The 18,368-nt window shown below is 65.7% G+C and carries 18 protein-coding genes and 1 CRISPR repeat array (1 of these 19 cut by a window edge); of the genes, 5 read left to right on the forward strand and 13 right to left on the reverse strand.

Features of this window, described 5'->3' with window-relative positions; genetic code table 11:
* Nucleotides 1-1,032: direct repeats of the CRISPR family, unit length 32 nt; unit sequence GTTTCGATCCACGCCCCTGCGGGAGGGGCGAC; it begins 66 nt to the left of the window's first position.
* A gap of 192 nt (nt 1,033-1,224) precedes the next feature.
* The 7 genes from cas2 to BUF17_RS13260 all read right to left on the reverse strand — a co-directional run bounded on the left by cas2 (nt 1,225) and on the right by BUF17_RS13260 (nt 8,814).
* Nucleotides 1,225-1,515, reverse strand: a complete 291-nt coding sequence (gene cas2 / locus BUF17_RS13225; protein WP_073629455.1) for a CRISPR-associated endonuclease Cas2 — start codon at nt 1,513-1,515, stop codon at nt 1,225-1,227.
* Nucleotides 1,516-1,524: 9 nt separating this feature from the next.
* Entirely contained in the window at nt 1,525-1,887 is a 363-nt protein-coding gene (locus tag BUF17_RS13230; protein ID WP_244530879.1) for a CRISPR-associated endonuclease Cas1, read from the reverse strand.
* A gap of 154 nt (nt 1,888-2,041) precedes the next feature.
* Nucleotides 2,042-2,995, reverse strand: a complete 954-nt coding sequence (gene cas7c, locus BUF17_RS13240; protein WP_073629457.1) for a type I-C CRISPR-associated protein Cas7/Csd2 — start codon at nt 2,993-2,995, stop codon at nt 2,042-2,044.
* On the reverse strand, nt 2,992-4,740 hold the full coding sequence (gene cas8c / locus BUF17_RS13245; protein WP_073629459.1) for a type I-C CRISPR-associated protein Cas8c/Csd1: 1,749 nt from the start codon (nt 4,738-4,740) through the stop codon (nt 2,992-2,994). The genes cas7c and cas8c overlap by 4 nt, the downstream gene beginning before the upstream one ends.
* On the reverse strand, nt 4,737-5,405 hold the full coding sequence (cas5c, locus tag BUF17_RS13250) for a type I-C CRISPR-associated protein Cas5c (protein ID WP_073629461.1): 669 nt from the start codon (nt 5,403-5,405) through the stop codon (nt 4,737-4,739). The genes cas8c and cas5c overlap by 4 nt, the downstream gene beginning before the upstream one ends.
* Before the next feature lie 177 nt (nt 5,406-5,582).
* A complete protein-coding gene (locus BUF17_RS13255; RefSeq protein WP_073629463.1) occupies nt 5,583-7,823 on the reverse strand; it encodes a CRISPR-associated helicase/endonuclease Cas3 in 2,241 nt (746 codons plus the stop codon).
* A gap of 118 nt (nt 7,824-7,941) precedes the next feature.
* Nucleotides 7,942-8,814, reverse strand: coding sequence for an EamA family transporter (locus tag BUF17_RS13260; protein ID WP_073629465.1), 873 nt, complete (start codon nt 8,812-8,814; stop codon nt 7,942-7,944).
* Nucleotides 8,815-8,892: 78 nt separating this feature from the next.
* On the opposite strand from BUF17_RS13260, the gene BUF17_RS13265 reads away from it, so the two are divergent.
* Complete coding sequence (locus tag BUF17_RS13265; RefSeq protein ID WP_073629467.1) at nt 8,893-9,444, forward strand: MarR family winged helix-turn-helix transcriptional regulator; 552 nt, start codon at nt 8,893-8,895, stop codon at nt 9,442-9,444.
* Between the two features lie 144 nt (nt 9,445-9,588).
* On the opposite strand, the gene BUF17_RS13270 is transcribed toward BUF17_RS13265, so the two are convergent.
* Nucleotides 9,589-10,026 (reverse strand): EamA family transporter, encoded by a 438-nt coding sequence (locus BUF17_RS13270; RefSeq protein ID WP_073630009.1) that lies wholly within the window; start codon nt 10,024-10,026, stop codon nt 9,589-9,591.
* Nucleotides 10,027-10,569: 543 nt separating this feature from the next.
* On the opposite strand from BUF17_RS13270, the gene BUF17_RS13275 reads away from it, so the two are divergent.
* The 4 genes from BUF17_RS13275 to pyk all read left to right on the forward strand — a co-directional run bounded on the left by BUF17_RS13275 (nt 10,570) and on the right by pyk (nt 14,888).
* Nucleotides 10,570-11,331, forward strand: coding sequence for a SapC family protein (locus tag BUF17_RS13275; RefSeq protein ID WP_073629469.1), 762 nt, complete (start codon nt 10,570-10,572; stop codon nt 11,329-11,331).
* Between the two features lie 200 nt (nt 11,332-11,531).
* A complete protein-coding gene (locus BUF17_RS13280) occupies nt 11,532-12,476 on the forward strand; it encodes a DMT family transporter (protein ID WP_073630011.1) in 945 nt (314 codons plus the stop codon).
* Nucleotides 12,477-12,894: 418 nt separating this feature from the next.
* Complete coding sequence (locus BUF17_RS13285) at nt 12,895-13,461, forward strand: DUF1036 domain-containing protein (protein WP_244530880.1); 567 nt, start codon at nt 12,895-12,897, stop codon at nt 13,459-13,461.
* Nucleotides 13,458-14,888, forward strand: coding sequence for a pyruvate kinase (gene pyk, locus BUF17_RS13290; RefSeq protein ID WP_073629473.1), 1,431 nt, complete (start codon nt 13,458-13,460; stop codon nt 14,886-14,888). The genes BUF17_RS13285 and pyk overlap by 4 nt, the downstream gene beginning before the upstream one ends.
* A gap of 138 nt (nt 14,889-15,026) precedes the next feature.
* On the opposite strand, the gene BUF17_RS13295 is transcribed toward pyk, so the two are convergent.
* From BUF17_RS13295 to BUF17_RS13315, 5 genes are all read right to left on the reverse strand, one after another.
* Nucleotides 15,027-16,094, reverse strand: a complete 1,068-nt coding sequence (locus tag BUF17_RS13295) for an alpha/beta fold hydrolase (RefSeq protein WP_073629475.1) — start codon at nt 16,092-16,094, stop codon at nt 15,027-15,029.
* 86 nt (nt 16,095-16,180) lie between these two features.
* Nucleotides 16,181-16,897 carry a tetratricopeptide repeat protein gene (locus BUF17_RS13300; protein WP_084564633.1) on the reverse strand — a complete coding sequence of 239 codons (717 nt, stop codon included), beginning with the start codon at nt 16,895-16,897 and terminating at the stop codon, nt 16,181-16,183.
* A gap of 188 nt (nt 16,898-17,085) precedes the next feature.
* Complete coding sequence (ykgO, locus tag BUF17_RS13305) at nt 17,086-17,211, reverse strand: type B 50S ribosomal protein L36 (protein WP_073629477.1); 126 nt, start codon at nt 17,209-17,211, stop codon at nt 17,086-17,088.
* Between the two features lie 237 nt (nt 17,212-17,448).
* A complete protein-coding gene (yacG, locus tag BUF17_RS13310) occupies nt 17,449-17,655 on the reverse strand; it encodes a DNA gyrase inhibitor YacG (RefSeq protein ID WP_073629479.1) in 207 nt (68 codons plus the stop codon).
* Nucleotides 17,652-18,293 (reverse strand): Maf family nucleotide pyrophosphatase, encoded by a 642-nt coding sequence (locus tag BUF17_RS13315; RefSeq protein WP_073629481.1) that lies wholly within the window; start codon nt 18,291-18,293, stop codon nt 17,652-17,654. Before BUF17_RS13315 ends, yacG begins: the two co-directional genes overlap by 4 nt.
* Nucleotides 18,294-18,368: the final 75 nt, after the last annotated feature.

Here is an 18,368-nt window from a genome sequence, read left to right on the forward strand (position 1 = left end):
GTTTCGATCCACGCCCCTGCGGGAGGGGCGACCTGACGCGGGCGGAGTTCGACGCCGCGCTGCCGGTTTCGATCCACGCCCCTGCGGGAGGGGCGACTGCTGATCTGGGGCGGCTCATGTCGCAGCATCTGTTTCGATCCACGCCCCTGCGGGAGGGGCGACCATCGCCCCTAACGGCTGCCGCTTTGGCCTTTGGGGGTTTCGATCCACGCCCCTGCGGGAGGGGCGACGAGGCGACGCTCGTCGAAAGCGGCGACGTGGACGCGTTTCGATCCACGCCCCTGCGGGAGGGGCGACGCTCCCATCCGCGGGATAACTGGCACTGGCGACCCCGTTTCGATCCACGCCCCTGCGGGAGGGGCGACAACGTGGCGTCGTTGTCTGGGTACTCTACGGTAAGTTTCGATCCACGCCCCTGCGGGAGGGGCGACGCCCTCCCAAACGTCGCGATAGCCGCCGGGGCCGTGTTTCGATCCACGCCCCTGCGGGAGGGGCGACCGTCGAAGCCCTGCCCTTTCGCCTGCTTGAAGATGTTTCGATCCACGCCCCTGCGGGAGGGGCGACGAATAAAGCAGGAGGTTGCGCTCCGGGAGTGTGTTTCGATCCACGCCCCTGCGGGAGGGGCGACTTCGATGGACCGCCGCCAATCGAAGCGCCGAACGTGTTTCGATCCACGCCCCTGCGGGAGGGGCGACCCTGCTGGCCAAGGCACTGTCGCCGGATGTCTCCAAGTTTCGATCCACGCCCCTGCGGGAGGGGCGACATTCTGACCGCGCCAAGTCCGAGTGCGACGAGTACGTTTCGATCCACGCCCCTGCGGGAGGGGCGACGCGCGCCGATGACGAGCTGCCGAGCGGCGTCACCGTTTCGATCCACGCCCCTGCGGGAGGGGCGACCGACAACAGGTCGATGACGTCGCCGGATTCTTCGCTGGTTTCGATCCACGCCCCTGTGTGAGGGGCGACCTGACGCTGATGTCGACCGCGACCGTCCCGGCGCTGTTTCGATCCACGCCCCTGCGGGAGGGGCGACCGCTTGACTTCTAAGCCGATGCACGCGTTCAGCAAAGAGGGCGTGCGGCGCGAACCTGCGCGGAAACTGGCCGCGCAAAGCGGTCTTGAGGATAGGAAGGTTGCAAAAGAGGTTTTCCGGCAAGGGTCTGCCACGGGTGCGAACCTCACCGGGTTCGCCGGCACGCTTCAGGTTCGCACCGCGTGTGTGCCCTCAGACAATGAGGGGGCCGTCCAGATCCACTGCCGGCTTGGCGCCGACGTGCTCGATCTTTCTCCGGCCGTTCGCGCCGAGGTAGTAGTAGCGCAGACTGTCGCTCTCCGGCCTGATCAGACCTTCAAGACGCGCTTTCAGCCGCGTCCACTGGGCCGGATCCACCTCAATCTCAAACACCGAATACTGCACACGCTGCCCATAGTCTCGGCATGCTTTCGCAACCGCGCGCAGGCGGGCGCCGCCATCGCCTTCCGAGGTTCGTACATCATAGGTGACCAGCACGAGCATCGCAGCCGCCTATTTCCAGAACCAGGGCGGGTAGGCATCCAGATCGCCGCGCAGATGCCGCGCCAGCATCTGTGCCTGGAGATAGGGCGTCAGGCCGAGCGGTGCCTTCTCCTCCAGAAAGGGGTGCTGGCGTTCATCCTTCTTTCGTTCCTGCCATGCCGTCAGAACCTTTTTGCGCGCTTCATCGGAAAGAAACACGGCGCCGGCGTCCCGCAGCTCGAAATCGCTCGCCCGCAGCTGCCGTCGATTGATGAGCGAAAGGGCGAGCCGGTCGGCGACGCTGGCGATGTTCAGCCAGCGGCAGCGCCATCGCCCGACGAACGCCGCGCGCCTTGCGGGCCCCGCCCTTGTCCGCCACGGCGTGGAGCACATGGCCCTCCGCCGTGAAACGATTGTCCGCCCAGAGACGCTCCAGATGGATCAGCGCCGCCTGGCGCATGCAATAGACGGCATGCTGAAGGGCCGAGAGCGGAATGGGCTCACCCGGCTCCGTCCTCCCCGATCCTTCCGCCTGCGCTCCCATTGCTCAGAGTCTTTCGATGATCTCGACGCCCGCGGGGAGGTTTTCGCGGTCGATGGTCACGATGTAGTCGGTGAATTTGCGGGCAGGGGGCTCATTGCCGATCCGCTTGTCGTCGATTTCCCGGAACTCGCCATCCACGTTGCGGCCGATCCTGATGCGATCGAACAGGGCGTGGGCGGGGGCGTTGCCCATGGGGTGCTCGTGCTTGAACACGATCAGTTTGCGGGTGGCCATCTGCCCGCGCGCGGCGGCGCGATCATGCTCGAACATGCCGGTCAGAGCCTCGAACAGGAGGTCGAGATCGCTTTCCGAAAAGCCGGTCCGCTCGGCGAACTTGGCCGAGATGAAACCATGGGCCACATAAAGCCCATAGGGCACGATGTGCTTGCGGCCCATGGTGCGGTTGTCGGTACGATCGCTGGAATCGTCGCCCTCCGCCTTCTGCTTCTTCTCGGCCTCATTGGTCGCCGCCATGCGCGTGATGGAAATCTCAAGCGGCATGATCGGCTCGACGGAGGAGGCGAAGGTCATCTGCACCGGTCCCTTCACCTGCCCGCAATTGATGCCGGTGGACATGACCGCGCCGAAGGTGCGCACATCGAAGAAATTGCGGCACATGAAGTCGCGCAGCTTCACCGCCTCGGCGTCGTCCCTGGGGTTCAGCTTGGCATCCTTGCTCGCCTTCGGGTCGTCCGGCCGCAGCGCCTTATAGGCCTGACGGTGCTTCTCGTTCAGAATGGCGCCTTCCTCCACATAGATGTGGAAGCCGTCCTGGCCGCCTTTGGCCAGCTCGATGTAATTGCGAACCTTGCGTTTCAGGCTGACGTCGCTCACCAGACCCTTGTTGGTCTCGGGATCGAGACGCGGCATGTTTCCCGCATCAGGATCCCCGTTCGGATTGCCGTTCTCGACATCGAAGATCAGCGTGAAGTCATAGCGATTGGCGAGCGTGGTCATTCCGCGGTCTCCCCGGTGTCTGCGGCATCGACGGGTTTCTTGAAGAATTCGTTGCGCTGGTGGTAGTAGCCGAGGCCGAACAGGGCCTGCTCTTCAGCGGAAAGCGTCGGGGGGAAGGGATCGTCTCCCGGCTCCATTGCTTCCATGATGCCGCCGATCACCTTCTCCAGGTTTACCCGGCGCCCCGGCGACTGCTTGCCCACCTTCGACAGGTGGTTGGCCGAACCTTTATCCAGCAGGGAAAAGACCTTCCGCGGCTGGGCCGAGGCCGATCCATAGAATTTGTCCTTGATGGTGGCGTTCACCTTGCCGCCGAGGGCGGCATTCTGCGCCTGTTCATAGGCGGCGAAGAGCCGGCCCAGCAGGTAGCCTCGATCTCTGTTGCTCGGGTCGAGCGCCACGGGAGCCTCCCGGTTGTAGTTGCGAACAAGGATTGCCTTGAGAATGCCAGTGCGTAGGGCGTTCACCTCGCCATCGGCGCGGACCCGTGTCAGCACGGTGGCGAGCAGCGTCAGCGGATAGCGCGTGCCGCCCAGAACAGAGCGCATCCATTCGCCGGCGAGATTGGGCGGAACATTCTCGGATTTGCCGAGCAACGCCGTCTCGCGCAGATAGCGCCACAGCGGCGGGTAACCGTCACGCGGCGCCGGCTCGATGTGCATGTCGGAGACGAAGCGCTGATAGTTGCGGGTCAGCGCGCCGAAACTGTCCTCGAAGAAGAAGCGGATCGACAGCCGGGCTGCGTTGGGCGCCAGCCCGAGGACGTAAAAGCGCACGCCGGCCTCAAGGTCCGGAGCGACCTGCGCGAGATGCTCGCCCGCGCGAATGCGGGCCAGCTGGATGCCGACCGTCTTGCTGGCCGCCGCATCCTCCGCGCCGGGGTCGATAAAGGCGGCGAACAGGCTCTCGGCCTCGCTTGCGGCGGCGATGTCGGACGCATCCGCCCAGAACACCACCGAGGCATCGCCGATCTGGATGCGGTGGCCGCTGTCCCTTTCCAGGAAGCGGTTCAGAGCGGTGGTGTAGGCGAAGGCGGCGGCCTCGGAGACCGGGGCATTGTCGCCCTGCTCATGGCCATAGGAGGTGAAGGCGTCGAGGTTGAAGGAGACGATTGAACCGCCGGCCACTTGACCACCCCAAACGCCCTTGATGGCTGGATGAAGCCGAGCAATGGGAGCAACCTGTCCGGTGACCAGACACACAGCTTGCGTGCGCTCACCATCGGCGAAGCGCCGCTCCCAAATCGCTTTGGCGGCTTCCCTCTGGTGTAAGAGCCGGTCTCTTCGCTCTCGCTCAAGCGCGAAAACGATATTCTGGTCCTTCATCTCTTCAGGCCAGCCCAGTTTTACAAAGTCATCCGGGCTCCAAGCCGAAATAAAATTGCGGAGAGCGATCAGACCTTCATCATCCGTCTCTTCCAGCAACTCCATATGGAGGTCGTAAAAAGCTTGGTGTCGAGCCTCTGCGCCCTTCGCTTCGTTTGCGCTGACCCCGAGAACGTATGCTGTGTTGTCCCAAAGGAAAAAGGAGCGGGGCGTAATACCGGGGCGCTTGAAGGATGCCGGCACAGGAAGCAGCCTTGCCACCTTCTTCTTTCCCGCGCCGTCACGCAGGTCCACCACATGGGCGACCGAGCCGTCCTCGTTCAAGGAAATGAGAAAGCCGATCTTCTCCACGGAAAAGCCGAAGGGCGGCGCGTCCGGCAGGCGCTCATAGGCTTGGACGAGGGAGGAGAGGATGCTCATCGGCGGATCTCCGCGGAGTCCGGTGCCGGCACCTGGATCACGCCCGCTTCGAGTGTGGCGCGAAAGAACAGCGAGGGGCGATCGGGCGCCTGATGGTCGATGTCCCACAGCATGAAGCCGAGATCCCGGCTTTCGGAAATGGCCGGGGGCAGGGGGGCGTCGGGCGCGATCAGCTCGAAGTGGGCGGCGAATTCGCGGGTGCCGAGGCAGGGCTGGTGGAAGCACTGGCCGCGCGCGGCGCGCCGGTTGAACGTGTCGAGATGCTTGCCGACATTGTCGTCGGCGCCGGCCTTGCCTGTCAGTTCGAAATGCGCCGCGATCACATAGGCCGGTTTCACCAGCACGGTGGACGCACGCTGCTGGCGATCCTCGTCCACCAGAAGGCTCAGGCCCTCCAGATCGCCGCGCTTCATCGCGCTCTTGATCTTGCCCGCCGGGGCCTTGCTGCCCACCTCGTTGCGGCGGATGGACTGGAAGCGGATCGGCTCCAGCACATGGATGGCATCCACCACCCAGCGGATCGCCGGCTTCCAATGGATCGCCTCGAGAATGCCGCGCGCCGCGGAGGGCGTCATGACATCATAGGAAACCCGTTCGACTTTCATCTCGGGCCGGGTGAAGCAGGCGTAGTCACCCCACACCTTCAGACGGATACCGTACGCCACGATCCCTCCCTGTCGTTTTCCACCTCGTCTCGCTTCTGTGTAACGAAGCGTATTTTAGTTCAGTCGTGTTTTTGGGGAGTTGTGACGGAATGTGGAAGTAAGTTTTGTTCGCGATTCGAAGTTGTAAATCTATAATGGATGGTATGCATCCCCAGCGATAATCTCTGTCCGTTTTATTCAGATAATCACGCTTTCTTCCAAAATATAATCCGCATTTTCCCACAAAAGCCCGACATCGTCCCGGTATAGACTGGTGTTATTTAGTACAGCGAACTGATCGGCACGAATTTCCGCATGTGCGAAAGCAACATGCCCATTCCGAATCAGCAGCTCACGCGCCTTGAGCGGAACTTGCACGATGAAGGATTGCAATTTGCGCGCGAGCGTTCCAGAGGAAATATGTTCTATCCCCAGTTCGCTCACGGCTTTTTCAGCGGCCGCGTCATAGGGGATGATCACCGGCGCTAGACCGCTCTCGATCATCTTGAAGGCCTCGGCCACGGAGCGATAGGCGAAGTCCGTTCCGCGGCGGCTTATCGTGAACTTCTCTAATATCTTCTTCGCATCCAGACGATCGCCCATGCGCCAATAGACCTCGCCGAAATAGTCGGCGATGGCATCCAGCGAGAGCAGGTCCGGATGCTTGTCTATCATACGCCCCATGTCGCTGATCAGGTCTTTTATTTCGTTCGGCGGCGGGTAGTCGGGTGCTGAGAATACGGTAACGATACTGTCTTCCGGGGCGAGCTTTCCTTCCCGGTTGCAGCGACCGGCGGCCTGGATGATCTGCTCCAGCCCGGCTTCAGCCCGCCAGACGCGCGGAAAATCCACATCCACGCCGGCCTCGATCAGACTGGTGGCGATGACGCGGCAGGGGGCTTCCCCCTTCAGGCGCGACCGCACGTCGTCGAGTATGAGACGGCGATGGGCGGCGCATTGGCGGGTGGTGAGATGAATGAGACCATCCAGCCCGGCTGCCTGCGCCGCCTGGAAAAGCTCCAGCGCGTGACGTCGGCTGTTGACGATGACCAGAGCCTGCCTCGCCGAGACAAGTGCGTCGACCAGCGCGGTATTGTCCATCGGTCCGGCCGGCACGATCCGCGCCCGGCGCAGCTGCCGAGCGAGGCCACTCGGGTCCGGTGAAAGTTCGCGCCCCTCCAGCGGCAGGCCGTCGGGCAGGTTGCGCTGGTCGAGGGCGGGCTGCGTGGCGGTGCACAAAACGATGGTGCAACCATAGTTGCGCGCCAGTTCGTCCAGCATGCGGATGCACGGCCTGAGCAGCGCGCGCGGGATGGTCTGAGCCTCATCGAGGATGATGATGCTTCCCGCGATGTTGTGCAGCTTGCGCGCGCGGGACGGGCGGGCCGCGAACAGGCTTTCGAACAACTGTACATTGGTGGTGACGATGACCGGCGCCGCCCAATCCTCCATGGCGAGCTTCAGCTTGTCCCGGCTGTCGCGGCCCTGCATCGGGTCGAACGTCCGCTCTTCGACCGCCGAATGATGCGCCAGCACATGATCGTCGCCGAGAATGTCGCGAAACACCTCCACGGTCTGGTCGATGATGGAGGTGAACGGGATGGCGTATATGATGCGGCGGTGCCCGTGGGCCTGCGCGTGGTCGAGGGCGAAGCCGAGCGACGCCAGTGTCTTGCCGCCTCCGGTGGGCACGGTGAGGGTGAAGAGGCCGGGTGCCTCGCCGGCCTTGCCGCGCACATGGGCGAGAATGTCGCCGCGCAGCCGGTTGAGCGTGGTGGCGGTGCTGGCCTTGCCCCGCATGTGGGCGTCGAAGGCCTCTCTGAAGGCGGGCAGAAGCGCATCCAGCGTCGGCCAGTCGCGTTCCACAACCCGGCCTTCCAGCGCGGCGTAGAAGGCTTCCGTGTCCTTGAAGTCCGCGTCCACGAGGCAGGAGAATATCATCCGGCCCATGACGGACAGGCCGAAGCACAGTGCTTCCCTCGAGCGGTAGTTGCGCGCAAAACTCGGCACAAGATCGCTCACCTGCGTGACGAGCTCTGCTTTCCAGATGGGATCCAGCGCCGGCAGCTTTGTTTCACGACGGCGCTCCAGGCAGGCAGGACTATCGTTCTGCCTGTCCGGCAGCCCCGCATGGTGGCCGGCGATGCAATAGGCAATCAGTTCGGCGATTGACTTGTCGGCGCCCGCAGCCAGATCCCCCAACATGGCGATTGCGCCAGCTGTGGAATGATCGACGCGGACATCCGCGCCCGTCAGCCGCTTCTGGAATTCGGCGGTGTATTTTCCAAGGTCGTGAAACAGTCCAGCGGCGTGTGCCGCAGCGGCAAGGCCGAGCGGCGCGGCCAGCCGAGAGGCAAGGTCGGCCGTGGCGAGCAGATGAGCCCGCAATTCCTGCCAATCCGCTTTGCTGCCATCGCGTCCGGAATGTGCGTAATACATGATCGTTGGTTGCTGCGGTTAAAGGCTGGCCTGCGTGTAGAGAAGCGTCGAAGCGGCGGGTCTAATGGCGGAGACGTTGGAATTGTCTACGGACGATTGTCGGCACAAAACACCAGCTTCAACGCGTGGGCGCCGATGAAATCGCACGCAGCCCTGACCGTTGGCCGAGCCAGACACTGACGAGCACAGTCGCCGCCCCAATCATCTGGACTGGGCCCAGAGCTTGTCCGAGCAGCAGCCACCCGAGGAGAACCGCCGTCAAGGGGCTCAGGAATCCGAAGGATGTGACCGCTGCCGGGCCAAGCCGGGCGATGCCGCGAAACCAGAAGAAATATGTCAGGGCGGCCCCGATCAGGCCGAGCCACAGGAAGCCGGCGAGATTGGTCGCGGTCGGCACGGGAAAGCCGGGCTCCATGACAAGGGCGATGGGTAACAAGAGAAGGCCGCCCGCCGTCAATTGCCAGGCGGTGACCGTCAGCGGCGAAGCCGGCATCTGCCATTTGCGCGTCAGGACAGTTCCCGCGCCCATTGATAGAGCGCCGATGAGGGCCGCGGCGGCCCCTATCGGATCGAGTTCGGCGTTCGGCGCCAGGATCAACAGGCCGACGCCGGCGATCCCGGCAAGCGCTGCGCCCAGACCGGCCGGCTCGATGCGCAGTCCAAGAGCGGGCCTTGAGAGCAGCAGCACGATCAGCGGCTGGGTGGCGCCGAGAGTTGCCGCCACGCCACCTGGCAATCTGTAGGCCGACACGAACAGCGCCGCCCAGAACAGGGTGAAATTGAGCGCGCCGAGGATGAAGATGCGGCCGAGCAGGTCTCTTGGCGGCAGGCGGCGGACGGCGACGAGGAGAATCAGGCCGGCCGGCAGAGCGCGCAACGTGCCGACCATCAGCGGAAAGCCGGGGGGCAGCAACTGGGTGGTGACGATATAGGTGCTGCCCCAGATCACCGGCGCGCTTGCGGTCAGGATGATGTCGCTCATTCGTGCCATGGCTAGCTCCATTTATCTTGACTTCAAGGTATCTGGAGATGGCTTGATGTCAAGATATATCCGGAATATGCTCCAGCCATGGATCAGGTGGATCGCATTCTCGACCAATGGCATCGCGAGCGGCCAGACCTCGACGTCGTGCCTATGGGCATGTTTGGACGCCTGAAGCGGCTCGTCACGCATCTCAGCGCGCATCTCGACAGAGTGTTCGAAGCGCAGGGGCTGAACGCAGCGAGCTTCGACGTGCTCGCCACGCTGCGCCGCTCCGGGCCGCCTTATGCGCTTAGCCCGTCCGTTCTGATCGAGTGGACGATGGTTACTTCCGGCACGATGACCAACCGGATCGACCGACTGGAAAGGGCGGGGCTGGTCTCGCGCTCACCCGATCCACGCGACGGTCGGGGCAGTGTCGTGGCTCTGACGGACGAAGGTTTCACCCTGATCGATGCATTGATCGGCGAGCATGTCGAGAACCAGCATCGCCTCATAGAGGGCTTGGATAAGGCGGAAAGCGCCGAACTCGACCGGCTGCTCGCCAAATGGCTCGCTTGCTTCGAACCGGAGCGGGCCATTGAAGACGGCGACGAAACGATGAACGCACGGCACAGGGGCAGGCCGACCTCCGCCTAGGGTCTGTCCCGTTCAGATCGGAAAGCACTCTGGAGGTAGGATGCGGCGCAGGCATAGTTCCTTGTCTTTGCCGGGCGCCGCGTGCCGGCTCTTCAGGATATGTCGGCTAGGTGTGATTGCGGGAGCGCCATCATACCCCGCTCTTCATCCCCTGTAGGCGACAAGAACGGCGCCGCAGGCGATCAGGCCGACGCCGAGCCAGTTTGGCAGCGAGAGCTTCTCGCCCAGAAAGGCGACGCCGAAGATGGCCACGAGGACGACGCTCATCTTGTCGATCGGGGCGACGCGGGCGGCATCGCCGATCTTCAGCGCCCGGAAATAGCAGATCCACGATGCGCCGGTCGCGAGGCCCGACAGCACGAGGAAGATGCCGGTGCGCGGTGAAATCGTGCCGAGACCCTGCCACTCGTCCGTCGCCGTCAGGATCGCCGCGAGCACGAGCAGGATGACGACGGTTCGGATGAAGGTCGCGAAGTCGGAACCGACATTCTCGATGCCGATCTTGGCGAAGATGGCCGTTAGGGCGGCGAAGCAGGCGGACAGGACAGCCCAGAACTGCCAGGACATCATCACCTGTTTCATCGTGTTCTCCATTGCCCGTCACCGGCCTCGTCCGGCCGGTGTGACGTCAGACTATGCCAGGGCGGGCTGTGCAGCAGCGATCCTTTTCGGTCGATCCCGGGATGACAGGCCGGCGCGGACCGGGACGATGCGACTGCCGTTCCATCAGGCGGCCTGTTGAACCCCGGACGGCACGCGCGCACTCGTTCATCGAAATCATGACGGCTCGGACGCGAGCGAGAGCTGTTCGGCTGAGCAACGGCCGGAAGGGCCGTACGATATCGACGAGAAGCCGCGCCTCGCCGATCTGCCGCGACGGCATGAGCGAAGCCGTTCTCCTCAAAGGAAGAGACCTTCTCGCCGTTACCGTGATGGGTGGGGATTAATGGCGTTCGACCGGCGGTAGCGGGCAGCCCGGGCTTCGGATAAGCTCCCTGACCGCGCCGGAGGCGCTGCCCGGACGGCCTCGCTGCCGCCGCGGCGCGGGGCGCGATCGATGTTGAAGAGAGACCTTTTCGGCCGCCGGTGGTGGGGCCGGGAAGCCCTCAGGAAAGGGTGCCTGCCGTGACGAATCCGACGCCGTCGCTTCCATTGTTCTATCGCAGGCCGTTGCTACTGCGCTCGCAGGACCACGGCCGATACGGTCTTCGGCCCGGCGAGAATTTTGGTTTCGCGGCTGGCGCGGCGGCCATTCCGGCCGTGGTCGGCGAGTTCGCGATCGCGAGCTGCCACTATCCCATCGTTTTCGCCAGCGACGAGGGGGCGATGCCGATGGTGGTGACCGGCATCGAGACCGGCCGCAATCTCTATGTCGACGAGAACGGGCAGTGGAGCGCGGGCCAGTACGTGCCCGGCTACGTTCGGCGCTATCCCTTCATCGGCATTTCTGCGGAAGCCAATGCGCCGAACATGCTCGGCATCGACCTCGACAGCGACAGGTTGAGCACCGATGCGGCGAAGGACGGGGCGGAGCCGTTCTTCGACGGCGAGGGTGCCCCGACCGAGCGGGCGAAGGCGGCCATCACCTTCTGCGATGCCTACGCCTTCGAGCACGAGCGCAGCAGGGCGTTCGCCCAGGCCCTTCTGAAGCACAACCTGCTGGCGGAGAAGAGCGCCGAGGTGAAGTATCCAGATTCCGGCAAAGCCGTGGTCACGGGCTTCCGCGTCGTCGACGAAGCGGTGTTCCGCGCGCTCCCGGCCGACGTGCTGTTCGAACTGCACGGCAAGGGCTGGACCGATCTCATCGTGCTGCACCTCGCTTCTCAGCGCTGCTGGGTGTCGCTGATGGAAAGGTCCGCGCAGGCCCGCGCCGCCGCGGCGGCCTGAGCGGCGGGCATCGGTTTCTGTCCTTAGTCGTCGATGAAACGGCTGCGTCGCACCCCGGCATGCGCCTTGGCTTTCCGGGGCAGCGGCGCCACGCCGGCATTCGGCGGGCCGTAGCAATCGGTGGCGAGAAGGCGTAGGGAAAGGCGCCATCGCATGCACAGAAACAAGTGCGCCCGCCGCCCTCGCCAGAGCCGCCCGACATGACCACCCTCGACCCCGCTACCCCCGCCACGGAGGGGCCGAACCAGGCACAGAACAGGTTCGTGGTCGCCTGCGTCGCGCTGTTCGCCGGGGCCATCGCCATGGGCGTGTCGCCGGTGTTCGTGCGGTTCGCGGCGGTCGATCCCTTCGTCAGCGCGTTCTGGCGCGTCACGATGGCGCTGCCGCTGCTTTGGATCTGGGCGCGCATCGAGAATAGCGGCCGCGGCCGCGGCCGCCGCGCCGCGCCGCTGATGCGCCGTTTCAGCCCGCTGGTGGTGCTGGCCGGCGTGCTGTTCGCCGGCGACCTCGTCTTCTGGCATCTCTCCATCCACCACACCACGATCGCCAACGCGACCCTGCTTGCGACGCTGTCGCCGGTGTGGGTGGTGCTCGGCTCCCGCTTCCTGATCCGCGAGACGGTGGCACGCGGCACCGTCGCGGGGCTCGCGCTCTGCATCGCCGGCGCGGCGCTTCTGGTCGGAGCCGGCTTCCAGGTCCATCCCGGCCGCCTGGTCGGTGATCTCTACGGCGTCGTGACCTCGCTGTTCTTCGGCAGCTACGTGCTGGTCGTGCGCGTGCTGCGCAAGTCGATGGGGGCGGGGGAGATGATGTTCCTGTCCTCTGTCGTCACGGCGGCGGTGCTTCTCGTCGTCGCGCTCGCCGGCGGCGGGCCGATGTGGCCGCCGACCCTCGCCGGCGTCGTCTCGCTGGTCTCCATCGCCGTGTTCAGCCATGTCGGGGGCCAGGGCCTGACGGCGTTCGCGCTCGGGCATCTGCCGGCGGCGTTCTCCTCGCTTGTGATTTTCGTGGAGGCGCTTGCGGCCGCGATCACCGGCTATTTCGTGTTCGGCGAGGACATGACGCCGCTGCAGATGGCCGGCGCCGCGACGCTGATCCTCGGCATCTGGGTCGCCCGGCCGCGCCGCGCCGCCGCCGCGGGCTAACGCTCTGCCCCGGGCTGACGCTCTGCGCCGGGATGACCTGGCGCCGCCATGACTTGGCGCGACGGGACAGCACCTTCGCGCATATCGCACCGCACGGACATCAGCCGTGTCGTTTTCGGGGGATGGGACCGCCGCTCGCGCGCGATGACGCGAACATGCCTCAATCTCCGCCCAAAAAGCCCGCCGTGCTCGTGCCGGGGTGTTCCCGACGCGGGTTCCGCACGTGTGGCCTGAAGGCTGTTCCCATCGTTCCGGTCATTTCCGGTGGCGAGGGGCACAGGCTCCGGTGAAGTGGCTCAGGGTGAACGGCGGCCGCCGAGTGGGCGAGGGAGAAACCCGCGCAACGCCTCGGTTGGCGCCGCTGCCATAACGGCCGTTCCGCCGGGGCCTTTCGTTGACAAAACCTGGCGAAGCGCGCATGAACCGTGACCGAAACGTCCGCCAACCGAGTAACGAGATGCCGTCGGAAAGCGAACGCCCCCGCCTGTCGCGTTACTTTTCCAAACTGCGGTGGAGACGGAACGGGCACCCGGGACGGGCGCTGCTGCCCGCTTTGCTGTCGTGCGCCGTGCTGGGGCTTGGCCTTGCCGCGCAGACGACGCCGGCGCGGGCCGATCTTCGCCTCTGCAACAAGACCTCGGGCGGCATCGGTGTGGCCATCGGCTACAAGACGCCGAAGACGTGGATCACCGAAGGCTGGTGGAATATCGACGCGGGGGCGTGCAGTCTCGTGATCGAAGGCCCCCTCAATGCCCGCTATTATTACGTTTATGCCGTTGATAATGCCAACGGCGGCGAGTGGGGCGGCCAGGCCTTCATGTGCACGAGAGAAAAGGAATTTACGATCGAGGGCATCGGAGATTGCGTGCGCCGCGGCTTCGAGCGGACGGGCTTCTTCGAGATCGACACCGGCGAGCAGCGCAACTGGACCATCCAGTTGACAGATAAGCCGGGCACTGCGGGGGCTGGAGAGCAAAAGCGATGAGACGTAATCGACGGGTCAAGATCCTCGCCACACTCGGTCCGGCATCGTCGGAGCGGGAGACCATCCTGGCGCTGTTCAGGGCTGGCGCCGATGCCTTCCGCATCAACATGAGCCATTCGAGCCACGAGGTGCTGAACCGTCTCGTCGGCCTGATCCGCAGCGTCGAAGCCGAATGCGGCCGTCCGATCTCGATCCTCGCGGATCTTCAGGGTCCGAAGCTGCGCGTCGGCACATTTGCGGACGACGCCGTCCAGCTTCCGGTCGGGGCGACGTTCACGCTCGATTCCGATCCGACACCGGGCAATATCGACCGTGTGCACCTGCCGCATCCCGAGATTCTCCAGGCGCTTGAGCCGGGGCACCGCCTGCTGGTCGACGACGGCAAGATCCGCCTCGTCACCCTGCATTGCGACGGCCGCACCGCCGTGACGCGGGTCGAGGTTGGCGGGCGGATTTCGAACCGGAAGGGTGTCAGCGTTCCCGACTCCACCATTCCGATCGGTGCCCTGACCGACAAAGACCGCCGCGACCTCGACGCGGCTTTGGCGGCCGAGGTCGACTGGATCGCCCTCTCGTTCGTGCAGCGCCCGGACGACATCGCCGAAGTCCGCAAGGTCGCGCGGGGCCGGGCGGGCATCCTGTCCAAGATCGAGAAGCCCCAGGCGATCGAGCGGCTCGACGAGATCATCGAGATGTCGGACGCGCTGATGGTGGCGCGCGGCGATCTCGGTGTCGAGATGCCGCTGGAGGCCGTTCCGGGCCTGCAGAAGCGCATCACGCGCGCCTGCCGCAGGGCCGGCCGGCCGGTGGTGGTCGCGACCCAGATGCTGGAATCGATGATCTCCTCGCCGGTGCCGACCCGCGCCGAGGTCTCCGACGTGGCGACCGCGGTCTACGAGGGCGCGGATGCCATCATGCTGTCCGCGGAATCCGCTGCCGGTGCCTTCCCGATCGATGCCGTGGCCACCATGAGCAAGATCGCCGAGCAGGCCGAGCGCGATCCCTATTATGCGGGCATCCTGAACGCCCAGCGTCCTGAGCCGCAGGCAACGGGCGCCGACGCGATTTCCGCGGCGGCCCGCCAGATCGCGGAAACGCTGAACCTGGCCGCCATCGTCTGCTACACGGCTTCCGGCGCCACGGCGCTGCGTGCCGCTCGCGAGCGGCCGGAGGTGCCCCTCGTCGCCTTGAGCCCGATCCCGTCGACCGCGCGTCGGCTCGCCCTCGTCTACGGCCTTCACACGGTCGTCAGCGAGGATGCGGTGGACCAGGACGATATGGTGGAGAAGGCTTGCAAGTTCGCGATCCAGGACGGGTTCGCTGCGGCCGGCCAGCGCATCATCATCATGGCTGGCGTACCGTTCGGAACCCGTGGCGCCACCAATCTGCTGCGCCTCGCCTTCGCCGACGACGTGACCGCCCGATAGGGCGGTCTTCGGCCTAAGCCGCCATCTTCGGGCGTCGTCGTCATCACGGCGCGGCGCCGCTCCCGGCAATATGCCGGCTCCCGCGCTCCCGGCCGGCCCCAAAGGGTGTCGAGGCCCGACGGTGTCAAGGACGGCGCCTCACCCTTTCGGAGGGCGCTGCGTGGGTGAGCCTGTCTTCGCGGCAGGCGACCCTGCGGCCTGCGGTCTGCGGCGTCGCACCGGCGCGACGGGCCGCGTCTTCTCCGTCACTTTCCCGAGCACGTCGTCCACCGCATCGAGCACCGTCGCCGTATTGGTGTGATGGAGCATGTGGCCTGCGCCCTTGAGGGTGACAAGCCGTGCCTCCGGCACCAGGGCGGCGAAGCGCCGCGCATGCTGCTCGATCGGGACGACGTGGTCGGCATCGCCGGCGATTACCGTGACCGGAACGCGGATGCCGGCGTAAAGCGGCGTGAGCGCCGCCAGCCGTTCGTTCAGGGTGGTGACCTCGCGGTTCGTCGCGCGCATCGCCTCCGGTCGCACGGCGAGAGGCGCACCGGTGGCATCCACCAGCCCAGGCGGCACCGGCTCGGGCGCGAACACCTGCGCGACGGAACTGTCCAGCATCGACAGCGCCAGCGGCGTGGCGAGCGTATCGGTCAGAAAAGCCCCGACGACCGGGGCTTCCATCAATCCGCGCGACCAGGCGAAGCCGTCGTCCCACGGGTGTGTGGCAGGCGCGACGAGGACTGCCCCGGCCGCACGGTCGGCGTGCTGCACGGTGAACGCCGCCGCCACCGAGCCACCGAAGGAATGGCCGAGTAGTACGGCGCGCTCGATGCCGAGGGCGTCGAGCAACTGCGCAACGAGATCAGCCTGATCGGCAAGGCCGGCATAGGCTCCCGCCTCGTCGGCGGTGTAGCCGTGCCCGGGGCGGTCGATGAAGATCACACGCGCCCGCCCCTCGAGATCGGCGCCCAGCGCCGCCAGAGGATCGCGCAGCGAACTCGCTGTGCCGTGCAGGACCACGATCGTGGGTGCGTTTGCGTCCTTGCCCGGCAGGTCGACGACGTGCAGGTCCAGCCCGCCCACGGGCAGAAAGGTGCCGACCGGCGGAAACTCGCGCTCGATGCGCTGGCGCAGCCACGCCGTCGTCATCGACATGCCGAAGGGACCGAAGGCCATGGCGCCGAACCCGGTGAAGGCCTGCCACAGCGATCCGGTCACGTCGCCAGCGGCGCGGGTCGGACGGAGGCGGGATGAAACGGAGGGGGCTTCTACGCCGGGCAACGCGGAGGAGGGGGTGAACTTGTTCAGAGCTCTTGCCCCTCAACCGCTGTCGCGAGTTCGTCGCGGCCCTTCAGGGCTTCTTCCAGATAGGGATGGATGGCGAGGGCGGCGTCGAACGCCTCCAGCGCCGCTTTCTTGCGGTCGAGATCGACCAGAATCATGCCGAGGCCGGCCATTGCCTGCCAATGGCGCGGCTCCAGGGCCAGCGTGCGCCTGAGATCGGCCAGCGCCGGGCCGTAGTCGTCCATCTGGTACTCGATCGTCGCCCGCATCGACCATCCTTCGGCATAAGACGGCTTCAGCCGGACGACGGCATCGGCGAGGTCGCGCGCGAGCGGCAGGTCGTTGGCGGCGAGCGCCAGCGTCGCCCGGCGCATCAGGAGGTCGACGGTGGGACTGCCGGAATTGAGCCAGCGGGTTTCGATCTGGCGCGCGACCACGGCCGCGCTGTCGGCGTCCTTCGCCTTGGCGAGCCGCGCAAACAGCGAATCGAGGCTCTTCGCCGTGTCGGGTCCCTGGGCGACGGCGGTGGATGCGTCCGGTGTCTGGTCCAGGGTCACACCCGACGGCAATTCACTCAAGGCCTGGTTCGGGCCGGAGCCGGCGGGATCATCCGCCTGAGGCGAGCGCTCCTGGGCGTCGTCCTGCATCGGCGCGTCGCCATGACCGCTCGCGGCGGTCGCAACACCGCCGGCGGGCAGAAGCAAGGCAAGTGCGAGAATGGCAGCGCGGCAGTTCATGAGGCAAATATGGGCCCCGCCATCGAATTGGTCAAAGGCCAATCTCACGCGAGGCTGCCCACGCCCGAAAGGCGCGGTCGTGTCATGACCTTCACGGGAAAACGAAAGCGCACCCGGAATCGGTGATTCCGGGTGCGCAATTTCGATTCTGGCCGGCTGAACCGGGCGGCGTGCCGCCCGCCAGGCAATCAGCCCTGGCGCGCCTTGTAGCGCGGGGCCTTCTTGTTGATGATGTAGATGCGACCCTTGCGGCGCACGAGGCGGTTCTCGCGGTGGCGCGTCAGCAGGGACTTCAGCGAGTTCTTGATCTTCATCGGTCTGGTTCCGTCGCGATCGTTCGAGCGTCCACGGTCGTGCGCACCGGAAGAAGCCCTGAAATGTCCGTTCGAGAGACTTCGGCACCTGACCCCGCTGCCGACACCGTCGGCGGATCGTGGCGCGCAGCCTCAATTCGTGCAGCGTTCTAAGAGAGTGGGGCCGCCGCTGTCAACGGGAGGCACGTCGAATCCGTCGTTTGAGGCCCCCTGGCGGTCGAATCCGTGGTCCGCCGATCAAGAATCGTCGCCTTCGTCCTCGCTGCCGACCGCCCGGCCGGGAATCACGTAGCGGCCCGAAAGCCACCGATTGAGGTCGACGTCGGCGCAGCGCTTCGAGCAGAACGGGTGGTAGGCCTTCACGGCGAGCTTGCCGCAGATCGGGCAGGGCTTGAACTTTCGCTCGTCCGCCGCATTCTCCGGCGCCTCGTCAGCGCCGCTCACGCTGCATCCTCCGCCCCGGGGGCGTCGCCGCCCCAGGATTCGACGACGGGATAACCCTCGCCCGCCAGCAAGGTCGCGGTCTCGTAGATCGGCAGCCCGACGACGCCATAGTGCGAACCGATGATCTCGATCACGAAGGCGGCGGCGAGGCCCTGTATCGCGTAGCCGCCGGCCTTGCCCTTCCATTCGCCGGAGGCGATGTAGGCGGCGATCTCCGCTCTGGAGAGCCGCTTGAATTTCACGCGGGTCTCGACGCGCTTTTCGCGCACCTTGCCGCCGGGCGTGATGAGGCAGATGGCGGTGACGACGCGGTGCGTGCGCCCGGAAAGCCGGGTCAGGCAGGCATGGGCTTCCTCGCTGGTCTCGGCCTTCGGCAGCACCCGGCGGCCGGTCGCCACCACGGTGTCGGCGCCGAGGACGTAAGCGGCGGTGCGTTCCTCGGCGCGGAAGCGCTCGCGCGCCACCTCGGCCTTGCGGCGGGCGAGCCGCACGGCCAGCGCCACAGGCGTCTCGCCTTGTTCCGGGCTCTCATCGAGCTCCGCCGGAAACAGGTGTTCGGGCACGACGCCGATCTGTTCCAGCAGCGCCAGCCGGCGCGGGGAGCCTGAGGCGAGGACGAGCGGGGCGTGTGGCGTCATCGAAAAGGTTCCGGTCTTGCCGCGGCAGCCAGGGGCGTCCTTCGAACAGACGGAGCGGTCCGCCCGGCAGGAAAT

Source organism: Pseudoxanthobacter soli DSM 19599 (assembly GCF_900148505.1).
Taxonomy (GTDB): domain Bacteria; phylum Pseudomonadota; class Alphaproteobacteria; order Rhizobiales; family Segnochrobactraceae; genus Pseudoxanthobacter; species Pseudoxanthobacter soli.